At 41.2% G+C, this 26,612-nt stretch carries 39 protein-coding genes, 1 tRNA gene and 2 pseudogenes; 11 read left to right on the top strand and 31 right to left on the bottom strand.

Annotation, left to right across the window (positions count from 1 at the left end; all coding sequences use genetic code 11):
* Window positions 1-29: 29 nt before the first annotated feature.
* Window positions 30-1,106, bottom strand: a pseudogene (locus tag G4D76_RS07725) (tartrate dehydrogenase).
* Window positions 1,107-1,534: 428 nt separating this feature from the next.
* On the opposite strand from G4D76_RS07725, the gene G4D76_RS15935 reads away from it, so the two are divergent.
* The 8 genes from G4D76_RS15935 (at window position 1,535) to G4D76_RS14915 (ending at window position 4,841) form a co-directional block, all read left to right on the top strand.
* Window positions 1,535-1,699, top strand: a complete 165-nt coding sequence (locus G4D76_RS15935; protein WP_256440437.1) for an anion permease — start codon at window positions 1,535-1,537, stop codon at window positions 1,697-1,699.
* Entirely contained in the window at window positions 1,686-1,856 is a 171-nt protein-coding gene (locus G4D76_RS15940) for an anion permease (RefSeq protein ID WP_256440438.1), read from the top strand. The genes G4D76_RS15935 and G4D76_RS15940 overlap by 14 nt, the downstream gene beginning before the upstream one ends.
* A 20-nt stretch (window positions 1,857-1,876) precedes the next feature.
* The gene (locus G4D76_RS15945; RefSeq protein WP_256440439.1) at window positions 1,877-2,185 is read left to right on the top strand and encodes an SLC13 family permease; all 309 of its coding nucleotides are present in this window, start codon (window positions 1,877-1,879) and stop codon (window positions 2,183-2,185) included.
* Window positions 2,186-2,199: 14 nt separating this feature from the next.
* Window positions 2,200-2,835 carry an SLC13 family permease gene (locus G4D76_RS15950; RefSeq protein WP_371814668.1) on the top strand — a complete coding sequence of 212 codons (636 nt, stop codon included), beginning with the start codon at window positions 2,200-2,202 and terminating at the stop codon, window positions 2,833-2,835.
* 277 nt (window positions 2,836-3,112) lie between these two features.
* Entirely contained in the window at window positions 3,113-3,436 is a 324-nt protein-coding gene (locus G4D76_RS07735; RefSeq protein WP_213809580.1) for a GntR family transcriptional regulator, read from the top strand.
* A gap of 84 nt (window positions 3,437-3,520) precedes the next feature.
* Window positions 3,521-3,697, top strand: coding sequence for a hypothetical protein (locus G4D76_RS16835; protein ID WP_371814669.1), 177 nt, complete (start codon window positions 3,521-3,523; stop codon window positions 3,695-3,697).
* Window positions 3,698-3,987: 290 nt separating this feature from the next.
* Window positions 3,988-4,686, top strand: a complete 699-nt coding sequence (locus G4D76_RS07745) for an acrylyl-CoA reductase family protein (protein ID WP_250129837.1) — start codon at window positions 3,988-3,990, stop codon at window positions 4,684-4,686.
* A complete protein-coding gene (locus G4D76_RS14915) occupies window positions 4,671-4,841 on the top strand; it encodes a hypothetical protein (protein ID WP_250129838.1) in 171 nt (56 codons plus the stop codon). Before G4D76_RS07745 ends, G4D76_RS14915 begins: the two co-directional genes overlap by 16 nt.
* 25 nt (window positions 4,842-4,866) lie before the next feature.
* On the opposite strand, the gene G4D76_RS07750 is transcribed toward G4D76_RS14915, so the two are convergent.
* The 16 genes from G4D76_RS07750 to G4D76_RS07805 all read right to left on the bottom strand — a co-directional run bounded on the left by G4D76_RS07750 (window position 4,867) and on the right by G4D76_RS07805 (window position 14,176).
* Window positions 4,867-5,163, bottom strand: a complete 297-nt coding sequence (locus G4D76_RS07750; RefSeq protein ID WP_213809581.1) for a glycoside hydrolase family protein — start codon at window positions 5,161-5,163, stop codon at window positions 4,867-4,869.
* Entirely contained in the window at window positions 5,132-5,599 is a 468-nt protein-coding gene (locus G4D76_RS07755) for a lanthionine synthetase LanC family protein (protein ID WP_213809582.1), read from the bottom strand. Before G4D76_RS07755 ends, G4D76_RS07750 begins: the two co-directional genes overlap by 32 nt.
* A complete protein-coding gene (locus G4D76_RS07760; protein ID WP_213809583.1) occupies window positions 5,596-6,042 on the bottom strand; it encodes a glycoside hydrolase family protein in 447 nt (148 codons plus the stop codon). The genes G4D76_RS07755 and G4D76_RS07760 overlap by 4 nt, the downstream gene beginning before the upstream one ends.
* Window positions 6,039-6,245: a hypothetical protein gene (locus G4D76_RS07765; protein WP_213809584.1), complete on the bottom strand. Its 207-nt coding sequence runs from the start codon at window positions 6,243-6,245 to the stop codon at window positions 6,039-6,041. Before G4D76_RS07765 ends, G4D76_RS07760 begins: the two co-directional genes overlap by 4 nt.
* 31 nt (window positions 6,246-6,276) lie before the next feature.
* Window positions 6,277-6,702: an OsmC family protein gene (locus G4D76_RS07770; RefSeq protein WP_213809585.1), complete on the bottom strand. Its 426-nt coding sequence runs from the start codon at window positions 6,700-6,702 to the stop codon at window positions 6,277-6,279.
* A gap of 13 nt (window positions 6,703-6,715) precedes the next feature.
* A complete protein-coding gene (locus G4D76_RS07775; protein ID WP_213809586.1) occupies window positions 6,716-7,495 on the bottom strand; it encodes a sulfite exporter TauE/SafE family protein in 780 nt (259 codons plus the stop codon).
* Window positions 7,495-8,856: an MBL fold metallo-hydrolase gene (locus G4D76_RS07780; protein WP_213809587.1), complete on the bottom strand. Its 1,362-nt coding sequence runs from the start codon at window positions 8,854-8,856 to the stop codon at window positions 7,495-7,497. The genes G4D76_RS07775 and G4D76_RS07780 overlap by 1 nt, the downstream gene beginning before the upstream one ends.
* Before the next feature lie 32 nt (window positions 8,857-8,888).
* Window positions 8,889-9,743: a DsrE/DsrF/DrsH-like family protein gene (locus G4D76_RS07785; RefSeq protein ID WP_250129839.1), complete on the bottom strand. Its 855-nt coding sequence runs from the start codon at window positions 9,741-9,743 to the stop codon at window positions 8,889-8,891.
* Complete coding sequence (locus G4D76_RS14920) at window positions 9,740-9,967, bottom strand: rhodanese-like domain-containing protein (protein ID WP_250129840.1); 228 nt, start codon at window positions 9,965-9,967, stop codon at window positions 9,740-9,742. The genes G4D76_RS07785 and G4D76_RS14920 overlap by 4 nt, the downstream gene beginning before the upstream one ends.
* A 110-nt stretch (window positions 9,968-10,077) precedes the next feature.
* Window positions 10,078-10,362: a metal-sensing transcriptional repressor gene (locus G4D76_RS07790; RefSeq protein ID WP_026858970.1), complete on the bottom strand. Its 285-nt coding sequence runs from the start codon at window positions 10,360-10,362 to the stop codon at window positions 10,078-10,080.
* An 81-nt stretch (window positions 10,363-10,443) separates the two neighbouring features.
* Window positions 10,444-10,674, bottom strand: coding sequence for a hypothetical protein (locus tag G4D76_RS14925; protein ID WP_250129841.1), 231 nt, complete (start codon window positions 10,672-10,674; stop codon window positions 10,444-10,446).
* A 97-nt stretch (window positions 10,675-10,771) separates the two neighbouring features.
* A complete protein-coding gene (locus G4D76_RS14930; RefSeq protein ID WP_250129842.1) occupies window positions 10,772-11,002 on the bottom strand; it encodes a hypothetical protein in 231 nt (76 codons plus the stop codon).
* An 81-nt stretch (window positions 11,003-11,083) separates the two neighbouring features.
* Window positions 11,084-11,278, bottom strand: a complete 195-nt coding sequence (locus tag G4D76_RS14935) for a hypothetical protein (protein ID WP_250129843.1) — start codon at window positions 11,276-11,278, stop codon at window positions 11,084-11,086.
* Between the two features lie 99 nt (window positions 11,279-11,377).
* The gene (locus G4D76_RS14940) at window positions 11,378-12,052 is read right to left on the bottom strand and encodes a M20/M25/M40 family metallo-hydrolase (RefSeq protein ID WP_250129844.1); all 675 of its coding nucleotides are present in this window, start codon (window positions 12,050-12,052) and stop codon (window positions 11,378-11,380) included.
* A gap of 145 nt (window positions 12,053-12,197) precedes the next feature.
* On the bottom strand, window positions 12,198-13,748 hold the full coding sequence (locus G4D76_RS07800) for a translation factor GTPase family protein (protein ID WP_213809588.1): 1,551 nt from the start codon (window positions 13,746-13,748) through the stop codon (window positions 12,198-12,200).
* Complete coding sequence (locus tag G4D76_RS07805) at window positions 13,685-14,176, bottom strand: GTP-binding protein (protein ID WP_213809589.1); 492 nt, start codon at window positions 14,174-14,176, stop codon at window positions 13,685-13,687. The genes G4D76_RS07800 and G4D76_RS07805 overlap by 64 nt, the downstream gene beginning before the upstream one ends.
* A gap of 112 nt (window positions 14,177-14,288) precedes the next feature.
* Between G4D76_RS07805 and G4D76_RS07810 the strand changes: the two genes are divergently transcribed.
* Window positions 14,289-14,361: transfer RNA gene (locus G4D76_RS07810), tRNA-Ala, on the top strand.
* A 53-nt stretch (window positions 14,362-14,414) separates the two neighbouring features.
* On the opposite strand, the gene G4D76_RS07815 is transcribed toward G4D76_RS07810, so the two are convergent.
* The 14 genes and pseudogenes from G4D76_RS07815 to G4D76_RS07880 all read right to left on the bottom strand — a co-directional run bounded on the left by G4D76_RS07815 (window position 14,415) and on the right by G4D76_RS07880 (window position 25,685).
* Window positions 14,415-15,323 (bottom strand): beta propeller repeat protein, encoded by a 909-nt coding sequence (locus G4D76_RS07815; protein ID WP_213809590.1) that lies wholly within the window; start codon window positions 15,321-15,323, stop codon window positions 14,415-14,417.
* A gap of 144 nt (window positions 15,324-15,467) precedes the next feature.
* Window positions 15,468-15,896 (bottom strand): DUF998 domain-containing protein, encoded by a 429-nt coding sequence (locus G4D76_RS14945; RefSeq protein WP_250129845.1) that lies wholly within the window; start codon window positions 15,894-15,896, stop codon window positions 15,468-15,470.
* Window positions 15,897-15,936: 40 nt separating this feature from the next.
* The gene (locus tag G4D76_RS14950) at window positions 15,937-16,164 is read right to left on the bottom strand and encodes a hypothetical protein (protein WP_250129846.1); all 228 of its coding nucleotides are present in this window, start codon (window positions 16,162-16,164) and stop codon (window positions 15,937-15,939) included.
* Window positions 16,165-16,365: 201 nt separating this feature from the next.
* Window positions 16,366-16,833: a pentapeptide repeat-containing protein gene (locus G4D76_RS07830; protein ID WP_213809592.1), complete on the bottom strand. Its 468-nt coding sequence runs from the start codon at window positions 16,831-16,833 to the stop codon at window positions 16,366-16,368.
* A gap of 228 nt (window positions 16,834-17,061) precedes the next feature.
* Complete coding sequence (locus G4D76_RS07835; RefSeq protein ID WP_213809593.1) at window positions 17,062-17,313, bottom strand: hypothetical protein; 252 nt, start codon at window positions 17,311-17,313, stop codon at window positions 17,062-17,064.
* Between the two features lie 62 nt (window positions 17,314-17,375).
* Window positions 17,376-17,765, bottom strand: a complete 390-nt coding sequence (locus tag G4D76_RS07840; RefSeq protein WP_213809594.1) for a hypothetical protein — start codon at window positions 17,763-17,765, stop codon at window positions 17,376-17,378.
* Between the two features lie 29 nt (window positions 17,766-17,794).
* Window positions 17,795-18,820: a M42 family metallopeptidase gene (locus G4D76_RS07845; RefSeq protein WP_213809595.1), complete on the bottom strand. Its 1,026-nt coding sequence runs from the start codon at window positions 18,818-18,820 to the stop codon at window positions 17,795-17,797.
* Between the two features lie 48 nt (window positions 18,821-18,868).
* Window positions 18,869-19,603, bottom strand: coding sequence for a formate/nitrite transporter family protein (locus G4D76_RS07850; RefSeq protein ID WP_256440440.1), 735 nt, complete (start codon window positions 19,601-19,603; stop codon window positions 18,869-18,871).
* 103 nt (window positions 19,604-19,706) lie between these two features.
* Window positions 19,707-19,913, bottom strand: coding sequence for a cupin domain-containing protein (locus tag G4D76_RS16840; protein WP_213811013.1), 207 nt, complete (start codon window positions 19,911-19,913; stop codon window positions 19,707-19,709).
* Window positions 19,914-20,404: 491 nt separating this feature from the next.
* A pseudogene (locus G4D76_RS07860) lies at window positions 20,405-20,656 on the bottom strand (hypothetical protein); the annotation flags it as partial.
* 271 nt (window positions 20,657-20,927) lie between these two features.
* Complete coding sequence (locus G4D76_RS07865; RefSeq protein ID WP_250129847.1) at window positions 20,928-22,772, bottom strand: ABC transporter ATP-binding protein; 1,845 nt, start codon at window positions 22,770-22,772, stop codon at window positions 20,928-20,930.
* Between the two features lie 366 nt (window positions 22,773-23,138).
* On the bottom strand, window positions 23,139-24,893 hold the full coding sequence (locus G4D76_RS07870) for a GMC family oxidoreductase (RefSeq protein ID WP_213809598.1): 1,755 nt from the start codon (window positions 24,891-24,893) through the stop codon (window positions 23,139-23,141).
* A 25-nt stretch (window positions 24,894-24,918) separates the two neighbouring features.
* Complete coding sequence (locus G4D76_RS07875) at window positions 24,919-25,236, bottom strand: gluconate 2-dehydrogenase subunit 3 family protein (RefSeq protein ID WP_213809599.1); 318 nt, start codon at window positions 25,234-25,236, stop codon at window positions 24,919-24,921.
* A 329-nt stretch (window positions 25,237-25,565) separates the two neighbouring features.
* Window positions 25,566-25,685 carry a twin-arginine translocation signal domain-containing protein gene (locus tag G4D76_RS07880; protein WP_213809600.1) on the bottom strand — a complete coding sequence of 40 codons (120 nt, stop codon included), beginning with the start codon at window positions 25,683-25,685 and terminating at the stop codon, window positions 25,566-25,568.
* Between the two features lie 224 nt (window positions 25,686-25,909).
* Here G4D76_RS07880 and G4D76_RS07885 point away from each other — a divergent pair, with 224 nt between their 5' ends.
* Both G4D76_RS07885 and G4D76_RS07890 read left to right on the top strand, forming a co-directional pair.
* Complete coding sequence (locus G4D76_RS07885; RefSeq protein WP_213809601.1) at window positions 25,910-26,239, top strand: hypothetical protein; 330 nt, start codon at window positions 25,910-25,912, stop codon at window positions 26,237-26,239.
* Window positions 26,202-26,591: a hypothetical protein gene (locus tag G4D76_RS07890; protein ID WP_213809602.1), complete on the top strand. Its 390-nt coding sequence runs from the start codon at window positions 26,202-26,204 to the stop codon at window positions 26,589-26,591. Before G4D76_RS07885 ends, G4D76_RS07890 begins: the two co-directional genes overlap by 38 nt.
* The last annotated feature ends 21 nt before the right edge of the window (window positions 26,592-26,612 follow it).

Consider the following 26,612-nt stretch of genomic DNA (forward strand, 5'->3'; position numbering starts at 1 on the left):
TTCTCTCCCAGCTGTAACAGTAATTGCTGTTAAATTTTAAGATTTTCAATAATTTTATTTGTTACTTCAACTGTATCATGAGTTCCTCCGATATCACGAGTCATAATACCTTGTCCAGTAGTCGCTTTAATTGCTTCATGTAACGCTTCTGCTTCTTCTGTTAACCCGAAGTGTTCAAGCATTAACGAAGCACTGTCAATCGTTCCAACAGGGTTAGCAATTCCCTGTCCTGCAATATCAGGGGCAGAGCCATGAACTGATTCAAACATGCTTGGTGTACGTTTTTCCGGATTTAAGTTCGCACTTGAAGCTATACCAAGACTTCCTGATAATGCGCTCCCAAGATCAGATAAGATATCTGCAAACAGATTTGATGCAACAACGACTTCCAGATCTTCGGGGTGCAGAACGAAGTGAGCAGCCATAGCATCGACTAAGAACTGGTCTGTCTCAACATCTGGATAATCTTTACTTACACGTTCAAATACTTCATCCCATAAAACCATTCCGTACTGTTGGGCATTACTTTTAGTTACACTCGTAACTTTTTTTCTCTTTCTAGTCCGTGCAACATCGAAAGCATACCTGATAATACGTTCGCATCCTTTTTCAGTAAATAACGAAGATTGTACAGCAACTTCATTACCCGGTCCGCGTCCTACAAAGTTACGTCCGCCAACACCTGAATACTCTCCTTCTGAGTTTTTCACGAATCAAAATCCAATTTAGATTATCAGCATCAGGGTGAGTAATTCTTCTTGGAACTCCTGGGAAGAATTCCACTGGTCTAATGTTTGCCCATTGATCGAGACCTTGGCAAATTGCGATACGCAATCCCCATAAGCTGATATGGTCGGGTACTCCTGGGAAACCTACTGCCCCGAAATAGATTGCATCGAAATCACGCATCTCTCGACACCGTCTTCCATCCATCATTTTCCCATGTTCTAAATAAACTCGCATCCCCATGGAAAATGTTCGTACTCAAATTCAAACTTACCATTCGAAGACTCGGCTATGTAATCTAAAACTCTTATTCCTTCTGCAACCACTTCTTTACCGACACCGTCACCTGGAATTGCTGCAATTTTAAATTTTTTAGTCATTTTTAAATCCCCTTTAATTAATTTTTGAATTATCACAATAATATTATAATGTATTCATTAATGTCAAATTTTCATTTAATTAATTATTATTTTAATAAATATTGACAACAATGTATTTATTATTGTATTATCCATGTAAGATTATTCAGATAAATATATGTGTTAAGCATTTTTGTAAGCGGTATCAAAATAAGGGGATGAACTAATGATATTACTTAAGAATTTTTGGAATTTATGTGGGCATGGGACCGTCAGATACGTAATATATTTGCTTTTGCTTTCAGTATGGTTAAACCATCCAAGTTAGGAGACGGGAAACAATTCGAGGAATATAATAAGATTTCTGAACCTGGAAATAATAGGCCACCGTCAACTTTTACTTTCCCTCAAAAATTGGACTGTTACTTGGACCGTTTTTATTTATCCTAGTGAAAATTCTTCCTACACCGGCTGAAATGCCTGAAGCAGCCAATACAGTGCTGGCGGCTATTTTATGGATAGCAGTCTGGTGGGTCACAGAGGCGATTCCTATTCCTGTGACATCTCTGCTGCCGTTAATTCTGTTTCCACTCGGGGGTGATGGAAACAAGTGACGTATCAGCATCATATGGAGATTCGCTTATTTTCTTGTTTGCAGGAAGTTTTATGATTGCCCTCTCCATGGAGAAATGGAATCTGCACAAACGTGTTGCATTATCTATTATTTCGTTTGTTGGGACTAATCCAATACAATTATACTCGGCTTTATGATTGCCACAGCTTTCATTTCAATGTGGATTTCCAATACAGCCACTACTATGCTGATGGCCCCAATTGCGATTGCAGTAACAAAACAGTTTGCTGATCAATTAAATACAAATACATCGCTTGACGCCCCGCCTGACACAACACCCGGAAACTTTAAATTTGGTACGGCTTTAATGCTGGGGCTTGCTTATTCAGCGACGATTGGCGGCTTTGGTTCACTCATAGGTGCACCTGCCAATATTATACTGGCCGGCACACTAAAACGCCTTTATGATTTAGAAATCAGTTTCGCTAACTGGCTGTTGTTTGGCTTACCGCTTGTTTTATTCTAATTCCACTGCTTTGGCTGTATCTCACAAAATTAGCATTTCCTATGAAACTTAAAGGTATTCCCGGCGGTCGTGAAATTATTAAAAAAGATTTGAAAGCACTAGGTGGTATGTGTTACGAAGAGAAAGTAGTTACAGCAGTATTTACATTAACTGCACTGGCATGGGTTACACGTAGCTTCTTCCTGAACGATTTTATCCCGGGTCTTGATGACGCTTTAATCGCTGTAATTGGCGGTGTAGTCCTGTTCTTAATTCCAGCTAAAAATAAAACCGGAACAATTATGGATTGGAATACAGCTCTTAAATTACCATGGGGAATTTTATGGCTCTTTGGGGGTGGGCTGGCACTTGCTTCCGGTATTATGACTTCTGGTCTTGATGTTTGGATTGGAAGTTTGCTGGGTGCATTTGAAAATATGCCGACAATTATTGCTATAGCATTAATAATCGCAATGATGACAATTCTAACCGAATTCACATCTAATACAGCAACAGCTACTATGGCGTATCCGATTGTCGCCGTTGTTGCGACAACACTCGGGATGAATCCCATTATCTTAATGGTTGCAGCAAATATGGGAGCTACTTTGCTTATATGTTCCCTGTTGCTGCACCACCAAATGCAATTGTCTTTGGTACAGGCTATGTAAAAATGAGCAGTATGGCGCTCACCGTATCTGGCTTAATTTACTATCAGTAATCATCTCTGTTCTTGTTGTTTACTTCTATGTTCCAATTGTATTCAAAGGCTTAATAGCAGCATTTTAATTTATAAGTCCAGTCTGTTTTAGACTGGACTTATCTTAATGTATAATTAACATAACCTAGTTTAAGGACTGATTGCAGAATGATGAATATTGACGCTAGCACATTAAAAAATTAACAAACGAGGAGATACTGAATAACTTTCGGACATTTGTCAATGACATGGAAAATCTGGAAGAAGCCCGTTTACCGCAGCGTGCTTATGTAATTATCAAGCACGCCATTCGTAATCTTATCTTCCTCCCACGAACAATATTGGAAAGAGAAGTAGCAGAAATTCTCGATATGAGCCGGACTCCAGTCAGGGAAGCTCTGGTCCGTCTTGAAAATGATGAAGCTTTGCAATTGATTCCGCGACGTGGTTTTTATGTAGAACCTATTGAAAAAAATGATTTAAGTGATATCTATCAGTTGAGTGCAACATTGGATGGTCTGGCGATTGAGCTGGCAGCAAAACAGATTAATAATGAAGAATCAGCAAATTAGAAACACTGGTTGAGAACAGCAGGAATCTTTAAATAAGAATTCAGTGAGTGGGCAAAACTTGATGATGAATTTCACAATGTAATTATAGAATGTTCGACAAATGACAGTTTAAATAAAGTTATTGGGATTTATTCCGACAAATTGTATAAAGCAAGATTATACACGATAAACCATCGCCCTGCTCCTGACATGTCGATTATTGAACATCAGGCGATTATTGCCTGTCTGAAGGCAAAAGAGCGAAAGCAGCGAAGGTATTAATGGAGTCCACCGCAGGCGTGCGCAGAAAGAAATATTGAATGCCTTGGATGAGGTACACGATTAAACGGAAGCATGGATAACAGTAATTCATTATATGATTTACCAATCACACTTAGGGTAATGTTAATTAAAGTATCTTTTAAGGAGGCTCACAATGAATTCTTTCAAAGTTAGTGCTGATAAGACAGACGAAGGCATGGAAATGAGAGTAAAAATTTAAATGTAGATGATTTATCCCAAGGTGACGTGCTTATTGACGTTCACTATTCCAGCGTGAATTTAAAGATGGTATGGTTGCGGCGGAAGGTCAGATTGCGGAAGTCCTCCCTATTATTCCGGGGATTGATCTTGCTGGAGTAGTAATTGAATCCACTGATGACAAGTTTAAAAAGGGTGATTCAGTCATCGCGACGAGTTACAAAATTGGGACAGGTATTTCAGGCGGCTTTTCTGAAGTCGCACGTATTCCTGCTGAATATGTCGTTCCGTTACCTGACGGACTGACATTAAAAGAGTCGATGGAACTTGGGACAGCCGGTTTTACTGCAGGTATTTCTATTTCAAAACTTGAACGGGCAGGCGTTACACCGGATAACGGTGAAGTGCTCGTTGCCGGTGCTTCTGGCGGTGCCGGGAGTTTATCGATCAGCATGCTCGCTGCTTTAGGTTACGACGTCGTTGCAAGTACAGGCAGCATGGATGAAGAAGATTATTTAACATCACTTGGTGCGAAGAAAATCATTCACCGTGATGATGTAGTTAATGATGATAAAAAGCCCGTTCATAAACCTCAGTATCAAGCGGCAATTGATCCAGTCGGCGGGAAAACGACAGAGTATATTATTAAAACGCTTAAACCCGAAGGTGCACTTGCTACATTCGGACTGGTTGGAGGTATTCAAGTCCATACGACTGTATTGCCGTTTATCGGACGCGGTATTCACTGGCTCGGTGTTGATTTGTATTCTATCCCATGGAACAGCGTATAAAAGTTTGGGATAGACTGGCGAAGGATTTAAAACCTGAAATTCTCGACAAAGGTGTCGTTAATGAAGTCACTCTCGAAGAGCTTCCGCAAGTTCTTCATGATATAATCGACGGCAAGGTCAGAGGCCGTACGATTGTTAATTTAAAAAATGAATAATTAAGCAATTTAAAAACTCCTTCAGCTATTTTGCTGAGGGAGTTTTTGTTTTCGGATACGGGTCATCCGGCAGTCTCAGTACATCGAAATCATTCGTCACCGCCTGGTAAAGCTGAACCAACTCAGCTGCGATGCCTGAAGATCCGTCAAGATAACCGATTTTCGCAGTCACATGTTCAGGATCCGTTCTGTCGAACGCATGATACCAGCATGCTCCAGTATTTTCTTCATAGACACTTTCGCTCAGCAGCTGCTTGCCAACGCGTTTCGCATAATTTAAATACTTATCTTCACCGGTCTCTGCCCACAGACCAAGAAACACGCTGCATACCTGCAGAACCGCAGCACTGTGATCCGACGTTCCAGTAGCCGTCTGAATGAAGTTCCGGTGCGCCTGTATTTAAAATTCCATTGACGATATTTTCTGTCCACTCTTTATATTCCGCTTCACCAGTCACTTTATACAGTTTGTATAACAAGCGGATAGTTCCTGCTGCACCGTGACACAGCCCAAGATAATGCACATCTTTTAAATAGGGAAAGCTGTGCGGAAATAAAATATTGTCTCCTTCAACAGTCGCAATCGCTTGAATATATTTTACACCTTTTTCAGCTGCTGCAAGATATCTTTCATCTTTATTTTCTTCATATAAAGATGCCATCGCATATGCAACGCCTGCTGTACCGTAAAAATAGTTCGGCATTACACTGTCTTCAGGAATTCCGAAATAAGCCGGACTGATTGTCGGCCATGTCATCTGACCGTTTTTTCCTGTCCCTCATTCAGAATTTTCCCGCCTGCTTTTAAAGCAAGTTCATGCCAGTCTGTTCTCTTATATTTTTCTGCTGCTTTAATTAAAAATAATATAATACCGGAGTCAAAGAAAATCGCAGGTTCACCTGTCCAGACAATTCCTTTATCTGTCTGACGTGCCGCATCAGCCGTTTCTTCAATCAGCTGAATTGCAAATTCATCAAATTCAGCCATCCCTGAAACTTCTGCCAGCTCACCAAATACATACGCAATCCCTGTTACACCGTTCAGCACACCCCACTCTGAATGCTCGATATTACCGCCGTACTGCTGCATTCTCACTTCACAGTCCCAGTTGCTGATAATATACTTCCCAGCTTTAACAGCATCGTCTAAATAACTGTTATCATTAGCCGCTCGTGCCAGCTGAGTCAGAAAATAAATCACACCGGTGAACCGCTGTATAAAGAAAACTGTCCCATAAATGTGTGTTCATGAGGTTCAGCCGGAGAAAATGGTTCTTCTTCCCAGTACATACCTTCCGGTGTTTCAATTGCAGTATTTTTAAGCATTTTTGCCGCTTCTTTTGCAGCATTTAAATAGTCTTCAGTTTCTGGTTCATGAAATAAAGGTCTTAATTGATTCGACATTCAAACACTCCTCATTAAAACAGCATTTTTGTTATATCAGTGTAATTTTTCCTTCTATCTTAATTTCTGCATCTGCTCTTTTAAGCAGATTGCCGATATGACAACCCATATCTGCAGTATTAAATGCACGTTCCACAAATTTAATCTCTTCTTCATTTGCACTCTCAGGAAGACTGACTTCAGGATAGTGAACGATTTTTAATCCTTTATCTTTCGAATTCACTGCATCTGTTGTCATCGCGAGACCTATTACCGGCAATTTTCTCGCAGCGGTCAGTGCAATCAGTGTCATCGCATAACAGGATGCTGCCGATGCTGCGAGCAGATCTGTAGGGTTCGCACCGTCGCCGCTGCCTCCGGAAACGGTCGGAATCGCAATCTGAGTATCCATTTTATCTGCTGTAATTGTACCTGTTCCTTTCGTACTTCCGTTCCAAACTGTTTTTAAATGAGCCATAATTATCCCTGCCCTATAGTAAGATTTCAATCCATATTTTAATTGCTGTTGCTAAAATTAAAACCGCAAGCATCCACTGCAATATTTTTGTATTCATCTTCTGGCCAAGTTGTGCACCGAGAGGCGCTGCTATCAGACTAGCAATAATCATAATCAGCGCAGGACCGTACAGTACCTGATCTGTTAAAATTTTACCTGCCGTTGTCCCAATTGAAGATATAAATGTCACAGCAAGGCTCGTCGCAATTGTTACCCGTGTAGGTATTTTAAGAACGACTAGCATAATCGGCACTAAGATAAATGCACCCGCTGCACCGACAATACCAGAAGCTGTACCTGTAATAAAGGCCAGCCCCGCTGCAAGATATTTATTATAGTCCAGTGAATCTCCCGGCGAGTAGGGTACTTCTTTTTTAGGCATAAACATCATGACTACTGCAATAGTTGCGAGTACCGCGTAAACAATATTCACCTGAGGTTCCGAAAGATATCCGGAGCCGTATCCACCAAGCAGACTTCCAAAAAGAATCGCTCCGCCCATATAGATAATCAGGCGAAGATTAAGATATCCACTGTTTCTGTACGCCCAGACACCGTCAATCGTTGCAAAAAACACCTGTACTGCACTGATGCCGGCAACTTCATGTGCTGTAAAAGAAGTGAATCCCAGCATAGCCGGAATATAAAGCAGCATCGGGTACTTTATAATCGAACCGCCTATTCCCACCATGCCGGAAATGTAAGAACCCAGAAAACCGATAAAGAATATAACCGTTATAAATGATATATCCATTAGTTCATCACTGCTTTAATGCCCATATACCCTCTTTCGACGTTGATTAAATCATCGAATCCGCGGGCTTTTAAAACACTCATTGCGATTGCTGAACGGACACCTGACTGACAGTGTACGTAAATTTTATCTTCTTTGCTGAATGGGATTTCTGCATTTTGCAGTTTACCAAAGTGAATATGTGACGCACTTTCAAGATTTCCGGCATTATATTCCGAACTTGAACGGACGTCCAAGATGTTTATGCCATCTATATTCTGAACAAGTATTTCCGGGGAAATATTTTCGTATGAGTCAGTAAAATACTTATCTGCCTGGTCCGCAGGTACAATTAACTGCAGATTATCAAAGCCGATTGATGCCAAATCTTCCTGAATTGATTGACTATCTTCAGGGTTGGCGATTACCGTCATCGGCTCATTATAAATGATATACCAGCCTGCGAACTGAAGGAATTTCCCGTTATAAGGTAAGTTGATTGAACCTTTCATAAAGCCTTGTTTGAATATTTCTTTGCTTCTTAAGTCGAATACCTGCCCCGGGAGAGTTTCCGGCGTTGCGACTTCAACTTCTCTCACATTGAATTCCGGCAGTCCTTCTTTGTTCACTTTTTTCATATGTGCAAAGTAATTCGGAGGCTCCGGCTGATCACTTGTCAGCTCGGTAATGAATGCCTCTTTATCATCATATTTGAACACCCAGTTATTCTGGCGCTCGTAACCAAGCGTTGATAACGGCACCGCACCAAGTGACTTGCCGCATGCACTTCCGGCACCGTGTCCCGGCCATACCTGCATGAAGTCCGGGTAATCCGCCATCTTCTGCAATGAACTGAACATAGAATTGGCACCTTCTTCTGTCGTGCCTTTCATATTTGCTGCTTCTTCAAGTAAATCCGGACGCCCGATATCACCGACAAACATAAAGTCACCTGTAAATATTCCCATTGGCTCAGTACTTCCACCACCAAGGTCTGTCAGTACGAATGATATACTCTCAGGGGTATGTCCCGGTGTATGAATGACTTTTAATTCAACATTGCCGACATTGATAACGTCGCCTTCTTTAAGGTATACCGTATCTTCCGGAACGTCCTGATACTTCCAGTGTTCGTCGCCTTCATCCGACACGAACAGTTTCGCTCCAAATTTACGTGCTGTATCACGAAGACCTGAAGCGAAGTCAGCATGAATATGCGTTTCTGTCGCTTGTGTTATTTTAAAACCTTCAGCATTTGCTGTTTCTGCGTATTCATCCAGTACACGTTTCGGGTCGATAATAATAGCTTCTTTTGTCTTCTGACACGCTACCATATAAGAAGTTTGCGAAAGTTTCTGATCATAAAATTGTTTGAAATACATTTAATACACTCTCCAGTTTTTTATAATTTAGTCTATATAAATAAGTTAAGATTCCCGTTTTCTGCATCTCCGAGATATGTGCCGACCCCACCGAACTGAACATTCGATAGAAGTTCCTCTTTATCGACTGCCATAATATCCATACTCATCGTACAGGCAATCATTTTAACGCCGAGTTTGTCGGCTTTTTCAATCATTTCCGATAATGCATCCACTTTCTTTTTCTTCATCACATGCTGAATCATTTTAGAACCCATGCCGAGCATATTCATTTTTGAAATCGGCAGTTTTGAAGCTGACTTCGGCATCATCATGCTGAACATTTTATCGAGACCTTTTTTATTTTTTTTCGGTGCATTCGGGTCTTTAATAATATTCAGGCCCCAGAAAGTAAAGAACATCGTTACTTCTTTGCCCATACTCTTTGCACCGGATGCAATAATGAATGAAGCAAGCGCCTTGTCCATATCACCGCTGAAGACAACAATCGTCGCGCCGTCTTTCGTTTCAACCATCTTGTGTCCTTCAGCTGCTGCCGGTGCTTTCTTTTCAAGCACAACAGTCACATTTTCACCGGATACTTCATTTTTAAGTACGACATGTCCATGCTTTTTAGCCCATGCTTCAACATCTGTACAAAAGCCGTGATCCGTTACAGTGATTTCCATCTGTTTGCCTGTGTCGAGACCGCTCATCACTTCATTTACTTTTAACAGAGGTCCCGGACACTGCAGACCGTGTGCTGCGATTTTAATACGATCTTCGGCAATATTTGAATGCGTCTCCACCGGAGCAATAACTTCTTCAGTATCAGTACTGCTGAACTTTCCTGTATAAGATGAAAACCCGCCTTCCAGGCTGATTGCATCAAAACCTTTGGCACTCAATAAATCTGCGGCTGTTTGACTGCGCCTGCCACTCTTGCAGTATGTGTATATTTTTTATCTTTCGGCAGTTCAGTCGCACGCTGCTCCAGTTCTGTTAAAGAAATGTGTTTCGCTGTTTTAACGTGGCCAAGTTCATATTCAAATGTTTCTCTGACGTCAAGCAGATACTCTCCTCTGTTAAGCAACTCATCTGCATCATTCATGTGATAATTATTTCTATTCATTTTAAAAACTCCTTTTCTTTTTAATACCTGTAGGGGTATATTAACAAGTATAATTCTATCTGTCAAATACCTATGGGGGTATAATTTAAAATAAAAAAAGAACAGATAACTTATCTGCTCTTGTTTAATAATTCCACGGCTTCTTTAATTAAATCATCTGCATTCTGCTCTGGATGAATCATTGCTTCCTTAACACATTCGACCAGGTTTTCACTAATAATTACGTTCATTGTACGGTTAAGTGCGCTCTTCGCGGCACTCAGCTGTGTGACTACATCACGGCAGTTTTCTCCTTCTTCAATCATCTTTTTAGCACCGTTAATCTGTCCCTGCAGTCTGTTTATACGGTTGATAATTGCTTTGTCGTATACATACGTTTGATCTTCAACAGTCATATACATTCCTCTTTCCACTGTTCTTAAGTACGTATATTATAGTGTAAAATATGTCATTAGTCAAATACCCTGCCAGGTATATTAAAAGAATTCAGCTATCAATTTTCGTAGCACTGCCGGCATCATTTCAAATGCATTTTTCTTATGCAGCCGTTCGGTCATTTTATGTGCATCTTTGCCGTACGGTCCAATGTTTATCATCGGCGCACTCAACTGCTGCATTTCTTCAAAGGGTATTGTATATGTTTCTCCCCATAACGGCGCATTGTTTTTAAACGACTGCCAGCCGTCATCTGTCGGGTTATAGTTCACATAACTTAAATCCGATATACCGTTGAATAATGCTTATTTGTCACCGTCTAATTATATTTTTTATGCATCTCACTTTTAGTCGCTTCAATCAGCTTTCTCACCAGTTCATCATCATCAACGAATTCACGGCCGGCATATACGGCGGTGCAAACATCAGCACTGTCGCCGGCGCCAATTCCTGACAGTATTCCATCAACTTGTCGGCAATCAGCAACGTCATCTTCCGCTCGTCTGTCCCATTTTGTTCAATAACTGCCCTGATTAATTCATCTGCTTCTTCTTTACTGTATTTATCGATAAAGTACTCAAGCACTTCGTGATATTCCATCACTCTGATGCAGTTCAGCGCTGGTATATGATGGGCTTTACAGATTTCCTATAATCTCATTTGCGGCATTCGTGCATTGCCTCATTTGCAATTTCTTTTAAACGTTATCATGACGTCTTTTGCCGTCTGCGACAAAGTGAACACGTTATATAAGGCGTAACTGTGATGTGATGTCTGTACATCATAATTGTCTTTTAAGTCGTTCGCCTGCAGGCAGACGGGGAGCGGTGTCGTTTCTCCGTCATAAGTTTCTGTAAAACGGTTTGTGTATTCCATTTTCTTTGTTAAATATGACTGATAAAATGAGACGTAATGCCATTCAGCGGCTCGCCCGCGTGAGTCGGCACACCGTAAAACAATGCTGCCGGCAAAATCTTACCGATCGAGCGAATATATGTAGTGATTTTCGTCCAGCGGCTGCTGTGTAAATGACGGCTCCCCGTTTAAGAACAATTTTAAATTTAAGTTATTTGTTTTAGAAAGTTCGAGAATCCCCGGTACTGCAGCGAGCATGCCTCTGGAACTGACTTCTTCGTCAGGTACTGTCACCAGCAGTAAATTCACCGGCCAATCTTCATTAACTGCCTGTTCAATTAAATGCATATGCAGTGCGAGTCCCATTTTCATATCCATCGTACCGCGGCCGAATATATACTGGTCTGTATATAAATCCTCTTTCGCATCCGGTGTTAAAAAATCCGGCTTGTCCCGAAACGCCTGTGTCAGTTTCTCCGGATTAAACGCAAGGTCCTGCAGCTGGCCGTATTCCTCGGTACCGACTGTATCAAAATGACTGATCAATACGACTGTGTCCGAGCTTTTATCAGTTTTATATAAAGCTGTGAATGCATTTCTTTCTTTTCCTGCATCAAATAATTGTATGTTATCCGGATTAGTTTTAAAGTAATCCAGCTCTTTAAATTTCACTATCAGTTTATGCGGGAAATCAATTTCCCCCTGTGTTCCCGATAAACTATTCCATCCGACTAATTCATAAAGCAGCGCCTCAAGCTGAGCTGGTGATTCCCATAAATACCCCTGTTCTTTCATCTGCAAAACTCCCCTTGTTTACACTAAAATAATATCCGGTTTATTTCCCGGGAAACATTGATACTTATACTTTATATTAAAAGTCTTAATATTTAAAATATTAGTATTTATAATGATACTATAGAAACAAATAAGGAGTTTTTTATTAACTAAAGTCGCCTTTAATATGACGGACATCATCAATGTCATACCATTTCACTTCATAGCCTGCACCTTTTTTAAAGTAAATGGAGTTTGGTGTATTGTCGAGGTCGCTCTCCGGATTATAATCCGCCTGCTCAATCACTTCTTTTGGATTATGACACGGACGGTAACCTGCCGACTGCAGCGAAACAGTTCCTTCACCTTTAGTATATGATGCGAGTTCAATCGGATAATCTACAAAGGTCGCGACTGGCACTTCACCTTTTAACGAGACTTTATGATCACCGAGCTGCTCCATATCACCTGATACACCGTGAAGTCTCTGAACATCTGACATTGCACGTCCTGCTACGTCCGCCGGCAGTGTGATTTCAAATGCATACCATGGTTCCAGGAGGACTGATTTAGCTTTCATTAAACCCTGTCTGACCGCACGGTATGTAGCCTGACGCAAATCGCCGCCCTGGGTTTCTCTTAATGCTGTTTTCGCTGCCATTAAAGTAATCGTGACATCCGTCAGCGGTGCGCCGGTAAGCACACCTAAATGCTCTTTTTCTTTAATATGCGTAACAATCAGCTTTTGAAACTGTATTTTTAAGTCGTCGGTATTCACTTCGTTTTTTACGATAATCCCTTGTCCCAATGGTCCTGGTTCGATGCGGAGCTGCACTTCGGCATAATGGCCGAGCGGCTCAAAGTGCCCGTAGCCGACAATACTTTCTTCAATCGTTTCTCTGTATAAAATGACCGGCGGACCGAATGTAATAGCCATTCCGTATTTATCCCGGATAGATTCTGCCAGAACTTCCATATGAATCGTCCCCATCACACGCATATGGATATGACCTGTCTTTTTAGAAGTTCTGAGACCAATTTCCGGCTCTTCCGCTTCAAGCTGTCTAAGGGTCTTCATCGCTGTAAATACATCAATACCTTCCGGCAGCATGAGTGATGATTCCATTACCGGCTTCAGCTCCGGCACTTTTGAGACAGGAAACAGTTCAATATTTTCAGGGGCGGCCGCAATAATATCACCGAGCTCTGCATTTTGAATGCCGATTGCCGTGCAGACATCACCCGCCCGGGCTTCAGAAACAGCTTCAAATTTCCCGCCGTTCAGACGCATCAGCTGATTGATTTTTTCACCGTCCGAACTGTTGTAATAGACCGTATCTTTAACTTTTAAAGTGCCGCCTAATACTTTGAATAATGTCAGTCTCTGTCCTTTGTCGTCGTGCATAATTTTATATACCTGTGCACCGGCTGCTTCTATATATACTTTTGGTTCTGTTAAATTTTCCATTATATTGATGACTTCACCGATACCGTCACCGTTTAGTGCTGAACCCCAGACACATGGAAATACCGTTCTGTTCATCAATGATTTTTTAGCAGCAGCTAACCAGAATGACTGATCTTCTGCACCTTCCATAAATGTATTCAGCAGCTCTTCGTCCAGCATCGCCAGCTGTTCGATAAATGATTCGCTTAACTCTGAATCCGCTTCTGAAAATAATGCACAGCGTTCATCCAGCTCCTGCAGGCTGTCCATAGTTTTTTTTTATCGACATTTGGCCGGTCATTTTTATTAATATAAATAATCGCCGGCACATCGTATTTTTCCAGCAGCTGAAAAATGGTGGCGGTATGCGACTGCACCCCGTCTACCGCACTGACAACTATAATTGCCAGATCCAGAATCTGCAGCGATCGTTCCATTTCTGCAGACAAATCAGCATGTCCCGGTGTATCGATTAAAGTGAATTTACGGTCATCAATTTCAAAGTCTGCCTGTTTTGAAGAAACAGTAATGCCTCTCTGTCTTTCAATAGACTCGAAATCAAAATATGTATCGCCGTGATCGACCCGGCCCCGTTTTGTAATTACGCCTGCATGACAAAGCAGTGCTTCGGTCAATGTTGTTTTCCCTGCATCTACGTGGGCTAAAATTCCAATCGTCGTACGTTCCCCTGTAATCATCGATGCACCTCCTTAACTTGAATAACTACTCTTATATTAAGAATACAGTATTTAAAATCTTACCGCTATTGAGTAAAGACTGGGAATGTTCTACAATGAGAATAATTCATACGGGGCCATAGCTCAGCTGGGAGAGCGTTGCGCTGGCAGTGCAAAGGTCAGGGGTTCGAGCCCCCTTGGCTCCATTCAATTAAAAAATCCGACTCATATAATTATGAGACGGATTTTTCTGTTCAATTTAATTAGTGAGGCAGGCTGAGTTAATTTTATTTTTCGTCACTTCTTCCGGGAAATCGACAGGTACTTTCATCCAGCTTTTACCGCGGTCGACTGAATGATAGACACCTTTGTTGTTCACACCGTAAAATACACTCGGTTCATCTGATGATGTTAGCAGATGAGTCACAATCGTACCTTTGCCGTCAGGCAGTCCTTCTGTGACTTCCTGCCACGGCTCATCACCCTGTTTGCGGAATACTTTCATTTCTGTCTTCTCTCTTTCAGGCATATACGCTGATGCCGGCCCCCGTGCCCCGGAAACAAGGACTGTGTCTTTATCACCCGGATCCACTGCGACATGAACTAAATACGTAAAGTCGCCAAGACCTTCGTTATCAATCTGCCACGACTCACCTTTGTCATCACTCCATGCATAGCCACCCCCGCCTGCTTCATAAAGCAGATTATCATCGTCAGGGTGAACAATCACATTATGAACATCAAACTGGGAGCCGTCTTTACGATCCTCAAATGATTCACCATTATCAATGGAACGCATAATACCGCCGAGCTCAATACCCGCAAGGACAAATGATTCATCCTGAGTACCGCTCGCTATATCTTTAACATGATGTGTATCAGGACGCGGTGGGAAACTCCACTCTGATTTCGACGGCAGGTCCTGCAGCGCAGTCATTTCTGTCCACGTTTCACCTTCATCATCTGAATAATGGAGTTCACTCGGTTCTGTTCCAACATATAAACGTTTAGACACAGGACTGATGTGAAGCGACATGATTCTTTTCGGCAACACATCTGCGCCAACCGCTTCAAAACTCTCACCATTATCACGGCTTATGAACAGCCCGTCATCAAAAGTACCGACGTAAATTGTTTCTGACAGTTCATCAGCTGCCACTGCACGCACATCATCATAACCCTCTGTCTTATTTCTTTAGTTGACCAGTCCTGTTCCATCCCTGAAACACTGAAAATTTTAGATCCTGAAGTAAAATAAATTGAAGTCATTAATAGTCCTCCTTATTTAATCTCACATAAAACCTATTTACGCTTAACTGATTTGTTTAGCAGCACAACGCCTGTAACAGCCATCCACAGCCAGATTGAAGCATAAAGTGCCCTCTGAATTAAGCCCCCCGGCAGCTCGGGAAACACAGGCTGTAAAAATAAACAGCAGACTCAGTAAATTAAGCGTCAGGCAGAAATAAGTCCATTTTGATAATTTCGGCATGGTACTTTTAATTGCCCGTCCAATAATAATTAAAGCAGGTATTTGGACAAACATTCCCGGCAATGAAGCAAATGTGTGTACTAAAAAGTTTATATCAGCCGGGAATATTCCTGAAATACTGTAGCTGAGTCCGAAAATAACGAGCAGCACAGTCGCTGTTTTGGTTTTCTTGTTATCCGGCCAAAATTTATGAAGAAAAATTGCACCGGTAAAAACTGCTATTCCGGTTAGAGTAAACGTCCAGTTCATCGTCAGGTGAGCTGGTGAACAAATTTCATAAGCAGCGAGCTCATATGTATCTATTCCATATAGTCACACCTAAATCACTCATCGGCTGTTTTAAAAAATTATACGGTGCAGTACTTGCTCTGATGACCAAAAATTCAACGATAAAATACAAACTTAATGCCATCCAGGACAGTGCACCAATAATTTTTGTGACCTCATATTTATCTTTTAATGCTGATACCGTAATTAACAGCGTTACAGTCAATATACCCATTAATATATAAGACATGACTTCCCCCCTGCACCTGCTGCAAGTTCTATTTAATCATCCTTCACTACCAGTCCCATCAATGCTGCCATCTGAATCGCCTGCACACTGGAAACAATACAGCCTTCCAAATCTTTACGCTTAATGCTTAAAGATTCAAAATGGGATGAGCTGATATCAATGCCTTTAAGCGGCGTATCGACAAATCTGGCTTCCGTCAGATCACAATTTTCGAAGCCGATTTTTGAATTTATTATTAAAGAAATCGGCTGTAACCATTCTTGTATTTTCAAACAGCACATTCTCGAGCTTCGATTCACTAATTCCCGATAAATTTAACAGTGATTCTTGAAATTTAACGTTTTTAATTCTGGATTCATCAAAACTGACACCAATCATTTTGCAGTTAACAAACTCAACATTATGCACGGAAGCACCCAAAAATACTGTATTTGAAAAGTCGCAGTTAACAAATCGTGTATCTGTTAAATCTGCATTATCAAATTCATTATTCGATAAATTACTGTTCTTAATTACAGAGTTATATGAGATTAATCTTCTAAGGTCAGTATCAAGAAACTCAGCGTCGTTAATTTCAATGCCATCAAATATCTGATCCTCATCATCAACAATTGATTCATATGAAACAACTTCTAATTCGGCTGCTATTTTCAACGGTTTTAACTTCATTTTTCTTCCTCGCTATTCATATATTCATTTATACCCTCATAATAAAAGACCATAACACATTAAGCGCTATGGTCCTCTTAAAATCATGCTGATTGTATTAAGTTCCGTCTGTTCTTTTCTTATAATTAAACTGAGAAAGCAGCGGTAAGGCGACAATTAAAATCCAGAACTCAAGGTTTCTGATATTAAATACATTACCTTCCGGCTCACCAACGAAGATATTCATCGCTATAATGACGAGCCAGATAAAAATAATGAAAGCAATCCAGTACTTTCTGTGTTTCTTTCTATCATCAGCTGTTCTGTTTCCTTTGGTTCATCTTCTTTTTTCTCAAACAATGCCGCAAGAAATATAATTATTACCGTTAATATCATCGGTCCGATCCGGATGTACCAGTCAGTTCCGGGAAAGAAGTCCGCAATAATAAAAATTAAGAGTGAGAAAATAAATAAAAGTAAGAAAGATTTATTCTTCGACACAATAACAACACCCTATTTTATATTTAAAGGGTCACAATACCCTTTTGTAAACAGAAGCAGCATTATGTTTTTTCGCGGTTCTCTACAATCTTAATATGGATTTTGGTCAGAGTCGGTATAGCAACAAGAAACACCCAAAAGCTTAAATATATATTAAATGCATCTGTTCGTGGTTTTCCAACAAAGATATTCATAGCTGCAATCAAAAGCCAAATGAATAATATAAGAGATAAACGGAAAAGAGAACCCAATTTCGTCCCTTTACCAGTTTCTTTTTGCTCTTTGTCGTCTTCGTCATCATCCATTTCCAATATAGCCACAATTACGGCAATACCACCAAATAGAATGATTGGACCATATTGGACATACCAGGGAATTTCAGTAAAGAAATCAGTAATAATCCATATAAATGAGATATACACTGAACCCATTAAAAATATGTTTTTAAGCACAATAACAACACCTTAATAAAGTAAGATTGTTAATTCTGAATGTACTCCGAGACCAGTTCAAACGTGTTTTCCAGAGCATCGATATGCGTGCGTTCCATGCCATGGCTGCTTGACACTCCCGGCCCGATGAGTGCTGCTCTAATGTTCGCACCGCCGCTCATTGCTGCTGATGCGTCACTGCCGTACATCGGATAAATGTCCACTGCGTAGTTCAGTGCTTTGTCTTTCGCAAAGTTCATCAGTCTTGTCGTCATATCGTAGTCATACGGTCCTGACGAGTCTTTGGCACAGATCGATACATCGTATTCTGTACAGTCAAGATCAAGCCCGATACATCCCATATCGACAGCTAAGAGTTCTGTAATATCTTCCGGAATCCAGGCTGCACCGTGACCGACTTCTTCATACGTTGAGAAGATAAATTTCAGATTCGTTGCTGGTGTCACATCTTCCTGTTTCATCATTTTTAAAATGCTGACAAGGACAGCGACTGAGGCTTTATCGTCTAAGAATCTTGATTTTATAAAGCCTGAGTCTGTAATGACTACTTTCGGATCATACGCAACAATATCACCATTCTGAATGCCGATATTCTCCACGTCTTCTTTACTTTCCACACGTTCATCGAGTTTTACAATCAGGTTATCAATGTCACGTTCTTTTGTCGATGCGTCTTTGAATACGTGAATCGATGGTGATTTAGACAAAATAGTCCCCGTATATACTTTGTCATCGCGCGTAATAATATCACAGTATTCTCCGTCAAGTGTCGGTGTTAAAGGACCGCCGAGTTTAGTCAGTGATAATGTACCGTCCGAGTTAATTGAACGGACCATCAGGCCTAAAGTATCCACGTGGGCACTTAGTCCTCTCGTGACTGCAGCATTTTCACCGTCTACCTGAACAATCAGGTTCCCCTTCGGTGTCGTCATCGTTTCATAACCGATATCTTCAATTGTTTCCCGTAAAAAAACCGCATTATTCGTGTAGCCTGTCGGACTGTTAATTGATAACAACTTTGTTAAAAACGAAATCGTGCCGTCTCTTTTAAACATTATTTCAGCTCCCCTTTTGTTTTAACTTAAGTCTTTGTGTAAACTATACTAAATCTTTTCTTTATATCCACCATTTAAATAATAGTAAATGCAAGCCACGAAAAATCCGCCGCCGATAATATTACCGATTGTTACCGGAATTAAATTGTAGATAAAACCGCCGACTGTCACTGTATCTACACTGCTGTGCAAGAGAGCGATTGCCATGATTGCCATGTTGGCGATACTGTGTTCAAAGCCGACTGCAACGAATGCAAATATCAGGACGAAAATCAGTGCAAGTTTTGCCATTTCATTCTCTGCACGTGTTGATGTCCAGACCGCCAGACACACCAGCCAGTTACACATAATCCCCTGGAAAAGAAGCGGGATAAAACCATCGCTCATTTTCCCGGCAGCCGTATAAACTGTGTAGCTGTCGATATTTATTTCCGGGAAAATCCCGCTTAAATAAACAAAATATGAAAACGCCAGTGCACCGGCTAAATTCCCGATATAACACCAGATAAGTAAAACCGTTGTTTGTTTCCAAGTGATTGTTTTGGTCAGTGCACCGAACGCAAATGTCATAACATTGCCTGTAAATAAATCCGATCCGGCCCAAATAACGATTGCCAGTGCAACACCGAATGTTAAACCTGTAATCAGGTTAACAAATGGAGAATCCACCGCGAATAACGGCCCGCCCATGAAAAATAATACGATACAGCCTACACCGATATACGCCCCTGCGAGCATCGACGAGACAAAAAATTTCATGTGTGAATCCTCGTAAAAATTCAACTTATTCCGTGCACTGGTTGGTACCCATTGTTTTGATTGTCTCTCTATACATCATTAACTCTCCTATTATTAATTACTAATACAATATTATAATCATTCTGATCTATTTTAAAAATACTACTAAAAAGTCAGTATCAGTTACCGCCTCAACACTGTGCAGCTCCTCTGCTTCCATAAACAGAATATCGCTGTTTTGAAGAGTATATTCCTCATCAGAACATATAAACTTAACGGTCCCGCTTCTGACGATTATAAAAATCGGATCTTTAGAATCATGCTCAGGAATCCCTTCACCTGTTTTAAGCTGAATTTAACCGATATTCGACCGCTCACTGCCAATATCTTTTAATTGATTTTTTTTTTTAATAAGTTCATTGTCAGTATGAATCAGCTTTGCCATATTATATCCGCCTTTTAGTTTATTATACAAAAAAACTCTCTGTACGACGGTCAGAGAGTTTGAATCATTTTTGCGACTGCTGAGCAATATTCCACAGATTTTAATACTTCATCCGCCCCGACGGTTTTCCGAAGCCGGATCGAGACACGATCAATCATAACAGCAAGCTGATGTATCCTTCAGTCTGTCTGAGACTGGATACCGGTACTGCGTTCCGCCAGCTGTTCATAACGATCATCAAGCTTTTGAAAGGCCGTTCACCGGTCATCATAAAAAATAGCACTACTCCGATGCCCCTACATCTGCTGCAGAAGTTAACGGTTTCCCCAAAGCCTGTTCAGAGCTGTAAGGTCTCGTCCCCGTACCTTTTTTGACACTTCCAGGGTCGCGCAAGATTGAGATCAAATAATTTTGGCCAAAGGCGGCTGTGAAATAATATTCGACGGCTTAATATCCAGATGATATGTATTTCGGTGCAGATAATTTACGACCGATGCGATTTGCTTACCGAAGTGCGCAATTTGTATTAACGGCAATTCTTCTTCTTTTTTATATATCTGCCGTACCAGATGGGATATAGTTTCACCGGTCAGAGTTTCCTGAATAATAACAGGTTCAGGTTCCAAAAGAAGTTCATACCCTCTGATTAAATTAGGATGAGAACTGTAATCAGTTCACCTTCACGAATCAGTCTATCCACAGCTTTTCTTTAGATAAGATTTGGCTGCACAGTTTTTCCCAATGGTACTGCACATTCTCTCCTCACTCCACAAATGGTACAAATCACAATCTTTTCCACGTCTCATATGAGTTACAACTTTAATCTGCAACAAGAGTCTCGCCTTTTTTCACGGCGCTATTAATGTTTCTTCTTCAGTCTTCATTATTTTACCCCCTGTATTATTTAACAGCCCCTCGGTATCATTACATCCTCATGACTGTCTTCACCCTGCTGATCGTATATAATTTTTTATAATTTCCATTTAAAGCCATCAGCTCGTCGTGCGTACCGATTTCATTGATTTCTCCTTCATAAATATAAAGAATTTTATCTGCTTCACGCGCTGTTTTTAAATTATGAGTAATAATCAGCGTCGCTGTATCTCTCATCAAATCTTTCATCACGCGCTTTTCAGTAGAACCATCCAGACCGTCTGCCGGTTCATCCAGAATCAATACCGATGTATCCTTTATAATTGCTCTCGCAATCGCAAGTCTCTGCTGCTGGCCTCCTGAAAGATTCCGGCCCTTCTGACCAACGTTCGTATCGTAACCCTCAGACATTTTCTCGATAAATTCATGTGCCTCTGCTTTTTTCGCTGCATTTATAATTTCTTCATCTGTTGCATCCGGTTTACCATAGGAAATATTTTCCCGGACAGAACCGTCAAATATCAGCGCTTCCTGAAATACGACTGAAATTCTTTCACGCAGTGACTGCAGATCTACTTCATCAACCGCGTAATTATTAAGGTAAATTTTACCTTCGGTCGGTTCATAAAATCGCAGAAGCATTTTAAGAATTGTTGATTTCCCCACTCCACTCGCGCCTACTAGTGCGACTGTCTCTCCAGAATCTACAATGAAAGAGATATTCGATAACACATTGTTTTTTTTATGCGGATACGCAAATGACACATTCTCAAATATAATTCCTGGTTCATCTTTCTCGATTTTAATACTGGAATCAGAACTGACTGCCGGTTTTTGTTCCATAAATTCAATTACACGTTCAGCACTTGCCGACGCCGAATAAATTGTGTTCAGGAGACGGCTGAGACCGCGCACCGGGCTGTACAGTCTTCTAAGCAGTGTTAAGAATGCTACGAGAATACCAATCGTTACCTCTCCCTGCATAAGAAGAAAGGCACCGAATATCATAACAATAAGAGTTCCCATTGTTTCAATTAAAGACACTGCGGGAGTAAATGTTGATTTTAACCGTACTTTATACATTTTTGCGGTAAATGCAGCCAGGTTCTGGTTATGAAATTTTTTCGATTCATTTTCTTCCTGATTAAATGCCTGCATCAGCGAAATATTTGAAAAACTCTCTTCTGTCAGAGAATTTATCGCGCCCATACGCCTTGAACGTTCACGGGAAGCCATTTTCATACGGACTGAAAAATATCTCGTAATAATGTAAAACAATGGGACTACAATCATCGATGTCAGTGCGAGCTTCCATTCCATAAAAAATAACATGCCAATAAAAACGAGAAGCTGGAATACATATGACAAAGCAGAAGTTGCTCCTGTGACAATCAGTCTTTCAATCGAAGCAATGTCACTTGTCAGTCTCGCAATAATATCTCCGAGTTTGCGCCCTTCAAAAAAGTGAAGTGATAAACTCTGTAAGTGTTCATATAAATGTTTTCTAAGAGCGAGAATGAATTTTTGACCTGCCCAGTTTGTCGTGAATGTTCCGCTGAATGAAAATATTCCAGCGGCAAGACTGAATCCAAAATACAGAAGTACAATCCAGTACAGCGGACTTAGATTTCTCGCATCGAGTACGTTGTCTATAAATATTTGAAGCAGCCATACTGTACCTGCCAAAGCCATAGGCTGTAAGGCTATAAAGATCAGCCCGACAAATATCCATTTGCGGTAGTTTTTAGTATATGGCCAAAATCGGCTGAAAATTTCTTTCACCGGAACTGGAGGTGCTTTACCGATAATGTTCCCTTTAGTCTCCTCCATAGTGAAAAACCGGTTTATCTTTTTAATTAATGACTCTTTCTTTTTATACCTGCTTGTCCTTTGCACTTGTTATTCACCCTTTCAAAACGCAGGCAGGCGGTCCATGTCGAGCACGGGCCGCCTGTTTCAAATTTTTATTGAAATGTCTTCCCGCGTATACTATGAATCTTAGTCAGATGAAACGCTGCTTGCAGATTCGCTTGATGCACTTGAATGTGAATCTGTTGAGAAATCATTTGATACTGCCGGTTCAATTTCTTCGAAATAGTTCATGATTTTTCTCCCCCTTCGTTTGTGTTACCCCTATCATGCCCTCGGATAGTTAAGTGTTAGTTATCAGAAAATTAAAACTTGATTAAAATTAAAACGCTTCTCTAATAATATGCAAAAAATACCTCCCCCGGTTAAATACGGAAGAGGATTTATATTATTTTATGCTTTCATTGTTTTACTTTTCGCTGTTGCGAGCTGACCGCCTTCATCGAGGAATCGTTCAACACCTTCAGCTGCTCTGTAGGCAAGTGCACCGATTGTCGGTGTCGGGTGGTGGCTGCCGAACTGCGGGAATGCAGATCCGCCGACAACGAACAAGTTATCGACATCCCACATCTGCATGTAGTTGTTGACTGCTGATGTTTCTGGATCGTCTCCCATCACTACACCGCCTGTGTAATGTCCGCCGGAAAATACATGGTCAAATTCTTCGGCCACTTCATCATCTTCAATAATGTCTGCGCCCATTTCTTCCATGATTTCATGACATCTGTCGATCCCGAATTGAGCTATCGGCTTTTCATTTGCACCGAATTTATACGTAATTCGGAGTAATGGATCGCCGTACTCATCTTTGTACGTCGGATCCAGATCCACATAGTTATGCCAGTATGACATCGCAATGCTCGAATACCAGATGCGGAGTGCGCTGTACGCGTATTTCAGCGATTCAGCTTTATAGTCCGCACCCCAGTTTGATACTTCTCTCGTATAGTTGCTGCTGCTTGAAATCGCTCCGAACCCGTACTGTCTCAATTCAATCGCGCCCCCGCCGATAAAGTCCAGATCTGTATGATCGAAGTTATCTGCAGCATAATCGTTTACTGCAGCACCAAGTGCGCCGGCTCCCATGTACAGATTGAATTTCTCATTTTCAAAAAATCCTCTGACACCGTGGAATGCTGAGTTGTACTGACCGTTAAAGTTACGTCCAATCAGTCCCTCTCTCGTTTCAGGGTCATACTGTTCCCCGATATCCGACAGCATTAACAGTCTGTTATTAGTAAATGCGAAGGCAGCAAGTACGACCACATCAGCTGGCTGCTCGTACTCTTCACCTGTTGTTTCATCCACGTACATTACACCTGTCGCTTCATTGCTGTCTTCATCGTAAAGGACACGGCGCACGTTTGCACGTGTACGGAGTTCGAAGTTATCGTGTCTCATTGCTGTCGGAATTACTGTTGCCAGCGGATCTGATTTAGCATCAAAGTCACACCCTGCTCTCGTACAGAATGAACAGTACATACATGCATTCAGCTTTTCCCCATCCGGGTTTTCGTAGTTCTGCGACATGTTTCCTGCTGCAATTTGGAATGGATGCAAGCCTAAGTTCGTCGCTGCGTCTTTAAACATTTTTAATGATGGCGTTTCGTTTAACGGCGGGTTCGGCCAAGGTTTATTACGCTCAGGTGCCAGTGGATCCTGCTCTCCTGAAATACCCGCTGTGTCTTCCCACTTCTCATAATAAGGTTCCAGTTCCTCATATGTAATCCCCCAGTCTTGAAGGCTCATATCATCCGGAATCTTGTCTTCTCCGTATTTTTCAATCGTCTGACTGCGGATTTCAAATTCATACGGCCAGTATCTGTAAGATGCTCCTGCCCAGTGGACACTCGCACCGCCAAGATCTGTTCCCATCTGGTTATCCGCCATCGTTCTAACCGGCAATGCTGTATCTTCAATTTCGTTTCTCGAAGTTACAGTATCTCCTTTTAAACTCTGCATAATTTCGTAGCGATTATCAAAACGGAGCTCATCTTTTACTCCGATATAGTCACTTCTCGTCGCGTGACCACCTTTTTCAAGACCCACAACGTTTTTACCTGCTTTGGCAAGCTCTGCACTGACGATACCGCCAGCCCAGCCCATACCGACAACAACAGCATCAACTTTCTCGAGTACTTCAGCCATTACATTCCGCCCCCTTGGTATGCTCTCAGACTTTCTGGTTCCATCTCAACGAATTCTTCGGAAGTAATTTCATCCAGCCCATACGCGGTCCCGGATATTGAATCATCTTCCAGCCTTCCATGTTTTTATTGCCGCCGTAAACCGGGTCGGCATAAACACCTTCGATTGTCGTATTGCGAAGCAGTGAGAAGAATGCTTCTGCGCGCATGCCCGGTACATCCACATCTCCGGATTCAAATGCTTTCAACACTTCATCCTGAGTATCTCCATCCAGTTTTACAAACTCTTCATCATGTTCCTCAAGAGCGTACTCTCTTAAACGGCGGATACCGAGAATGAACATTGCACGCGATCTAATTTCTCCTTACGCCGTGCGTATCCGAAGCCATGGCTGGAAAGGGCCCATGCGGTAATCTGTACCATTTGTACCCCAGGTACCGTAAAGCTGTTATCGATAAAATACGGCACACACGAGTTCAATTGCACCTGGTCCATTATCGTCTTCAGGATAAATTCTTTCTGTCTGTCGCTGCGAGTGCTGCGAAATCTTCCTGTGCTGAGAAGAAGTGCGTGCTTGAAACTCAGGAGTTTCAGCCCGGCTTCACCACCTGCAGTTTCTCCTCCCGTCTGTTTGCTGACTCCGGATTCTGATCTGAACCGAACTGGAAACTGTTAAACCGCCGAGCAGCGCACGCCGGCAATTCCTCCTGCTGCAACACCGGTCGTTTTGAGGAAATCACGACGCGAAAACACTTTTCTTGCTGTATTGTTACCTGATTCTTCTTTAACCATACAAGCCATCCCCTCTTTACTGTGATTAAATAATATAATCGTGCTTACACCGAGTTTAATACTCATTCACAAAGTTGTCAAAATTATTACGAAAGTGAAAATCTATAATGTAAATATATTTATCAGTAACATTTAAGAATATATGTAACATAATTGCAATAGTTCATTAATAGTGTTAATTTGACCATAAGAAATAAAGTTAGATATTCAGGAAGGGGATTTTCATGAAGAAAGTAACTTTATTGAGTTCATTATTAGTCGCAGGAGCAGTAGCGTTTACAGGAGTAAATGGCACAGCACAAGCGGACGAAATTGAAATAGATGGTGCGAAAACGGTATCCGCAGAAGTAGTTGAGCAACACTTTGACATTGACGGAGACGGATGGGCAGACGGCGGATACTCTTACGATTGGATGCCTCAGGAACAGCAGGACAGAATTATAGAACAACACGATAAACAGCAAGCTGGAGAAATAACTCAAGCGGAAGCTAATGAAATAATCGCACAAGTTTTTGATGAAGAGTACGCACTTCTTAACGGGATCTGGCGATAACTACGATCGGTTAAAAACGGATGAAGACAGCCTTATAACATTGGCACAACACGCTCCGAAAACATTAAATTATACACCGCTTAAAAACGAACCTTACGATTATCACTTTGTCCGTGACAGCCATGAGTTCAACTTCACTTATGACGGCAACGCATGGACATGGGGATATGACGAAATAGAAAATGATTATACTGACAAAGAATTAATTGATTTAGTGCATAACAACCCTGAAGTTTTAGACGAAAAACCGGTTAAAGACGGCGCTTATGACTTTAAGATTTCAGATGACAAATATGTTTATCACTTCGCTTCAAATGGCGAAATGTGGGAATGGTCATATGTAGAAAAATAACTTCAGATAATTTAAGAATGA

The organism is Jeotgalicoccus sp. WY2 (assembly GCF_018437745.1).
In the GTDB taxonomy this organism is placed as follows: Bacteria; Bacillota; Bacilli; order Staphylococcales; family Salinicoccaceae; genus Jeotgalicoccus; species Jeotgalicoccus psychrophilus.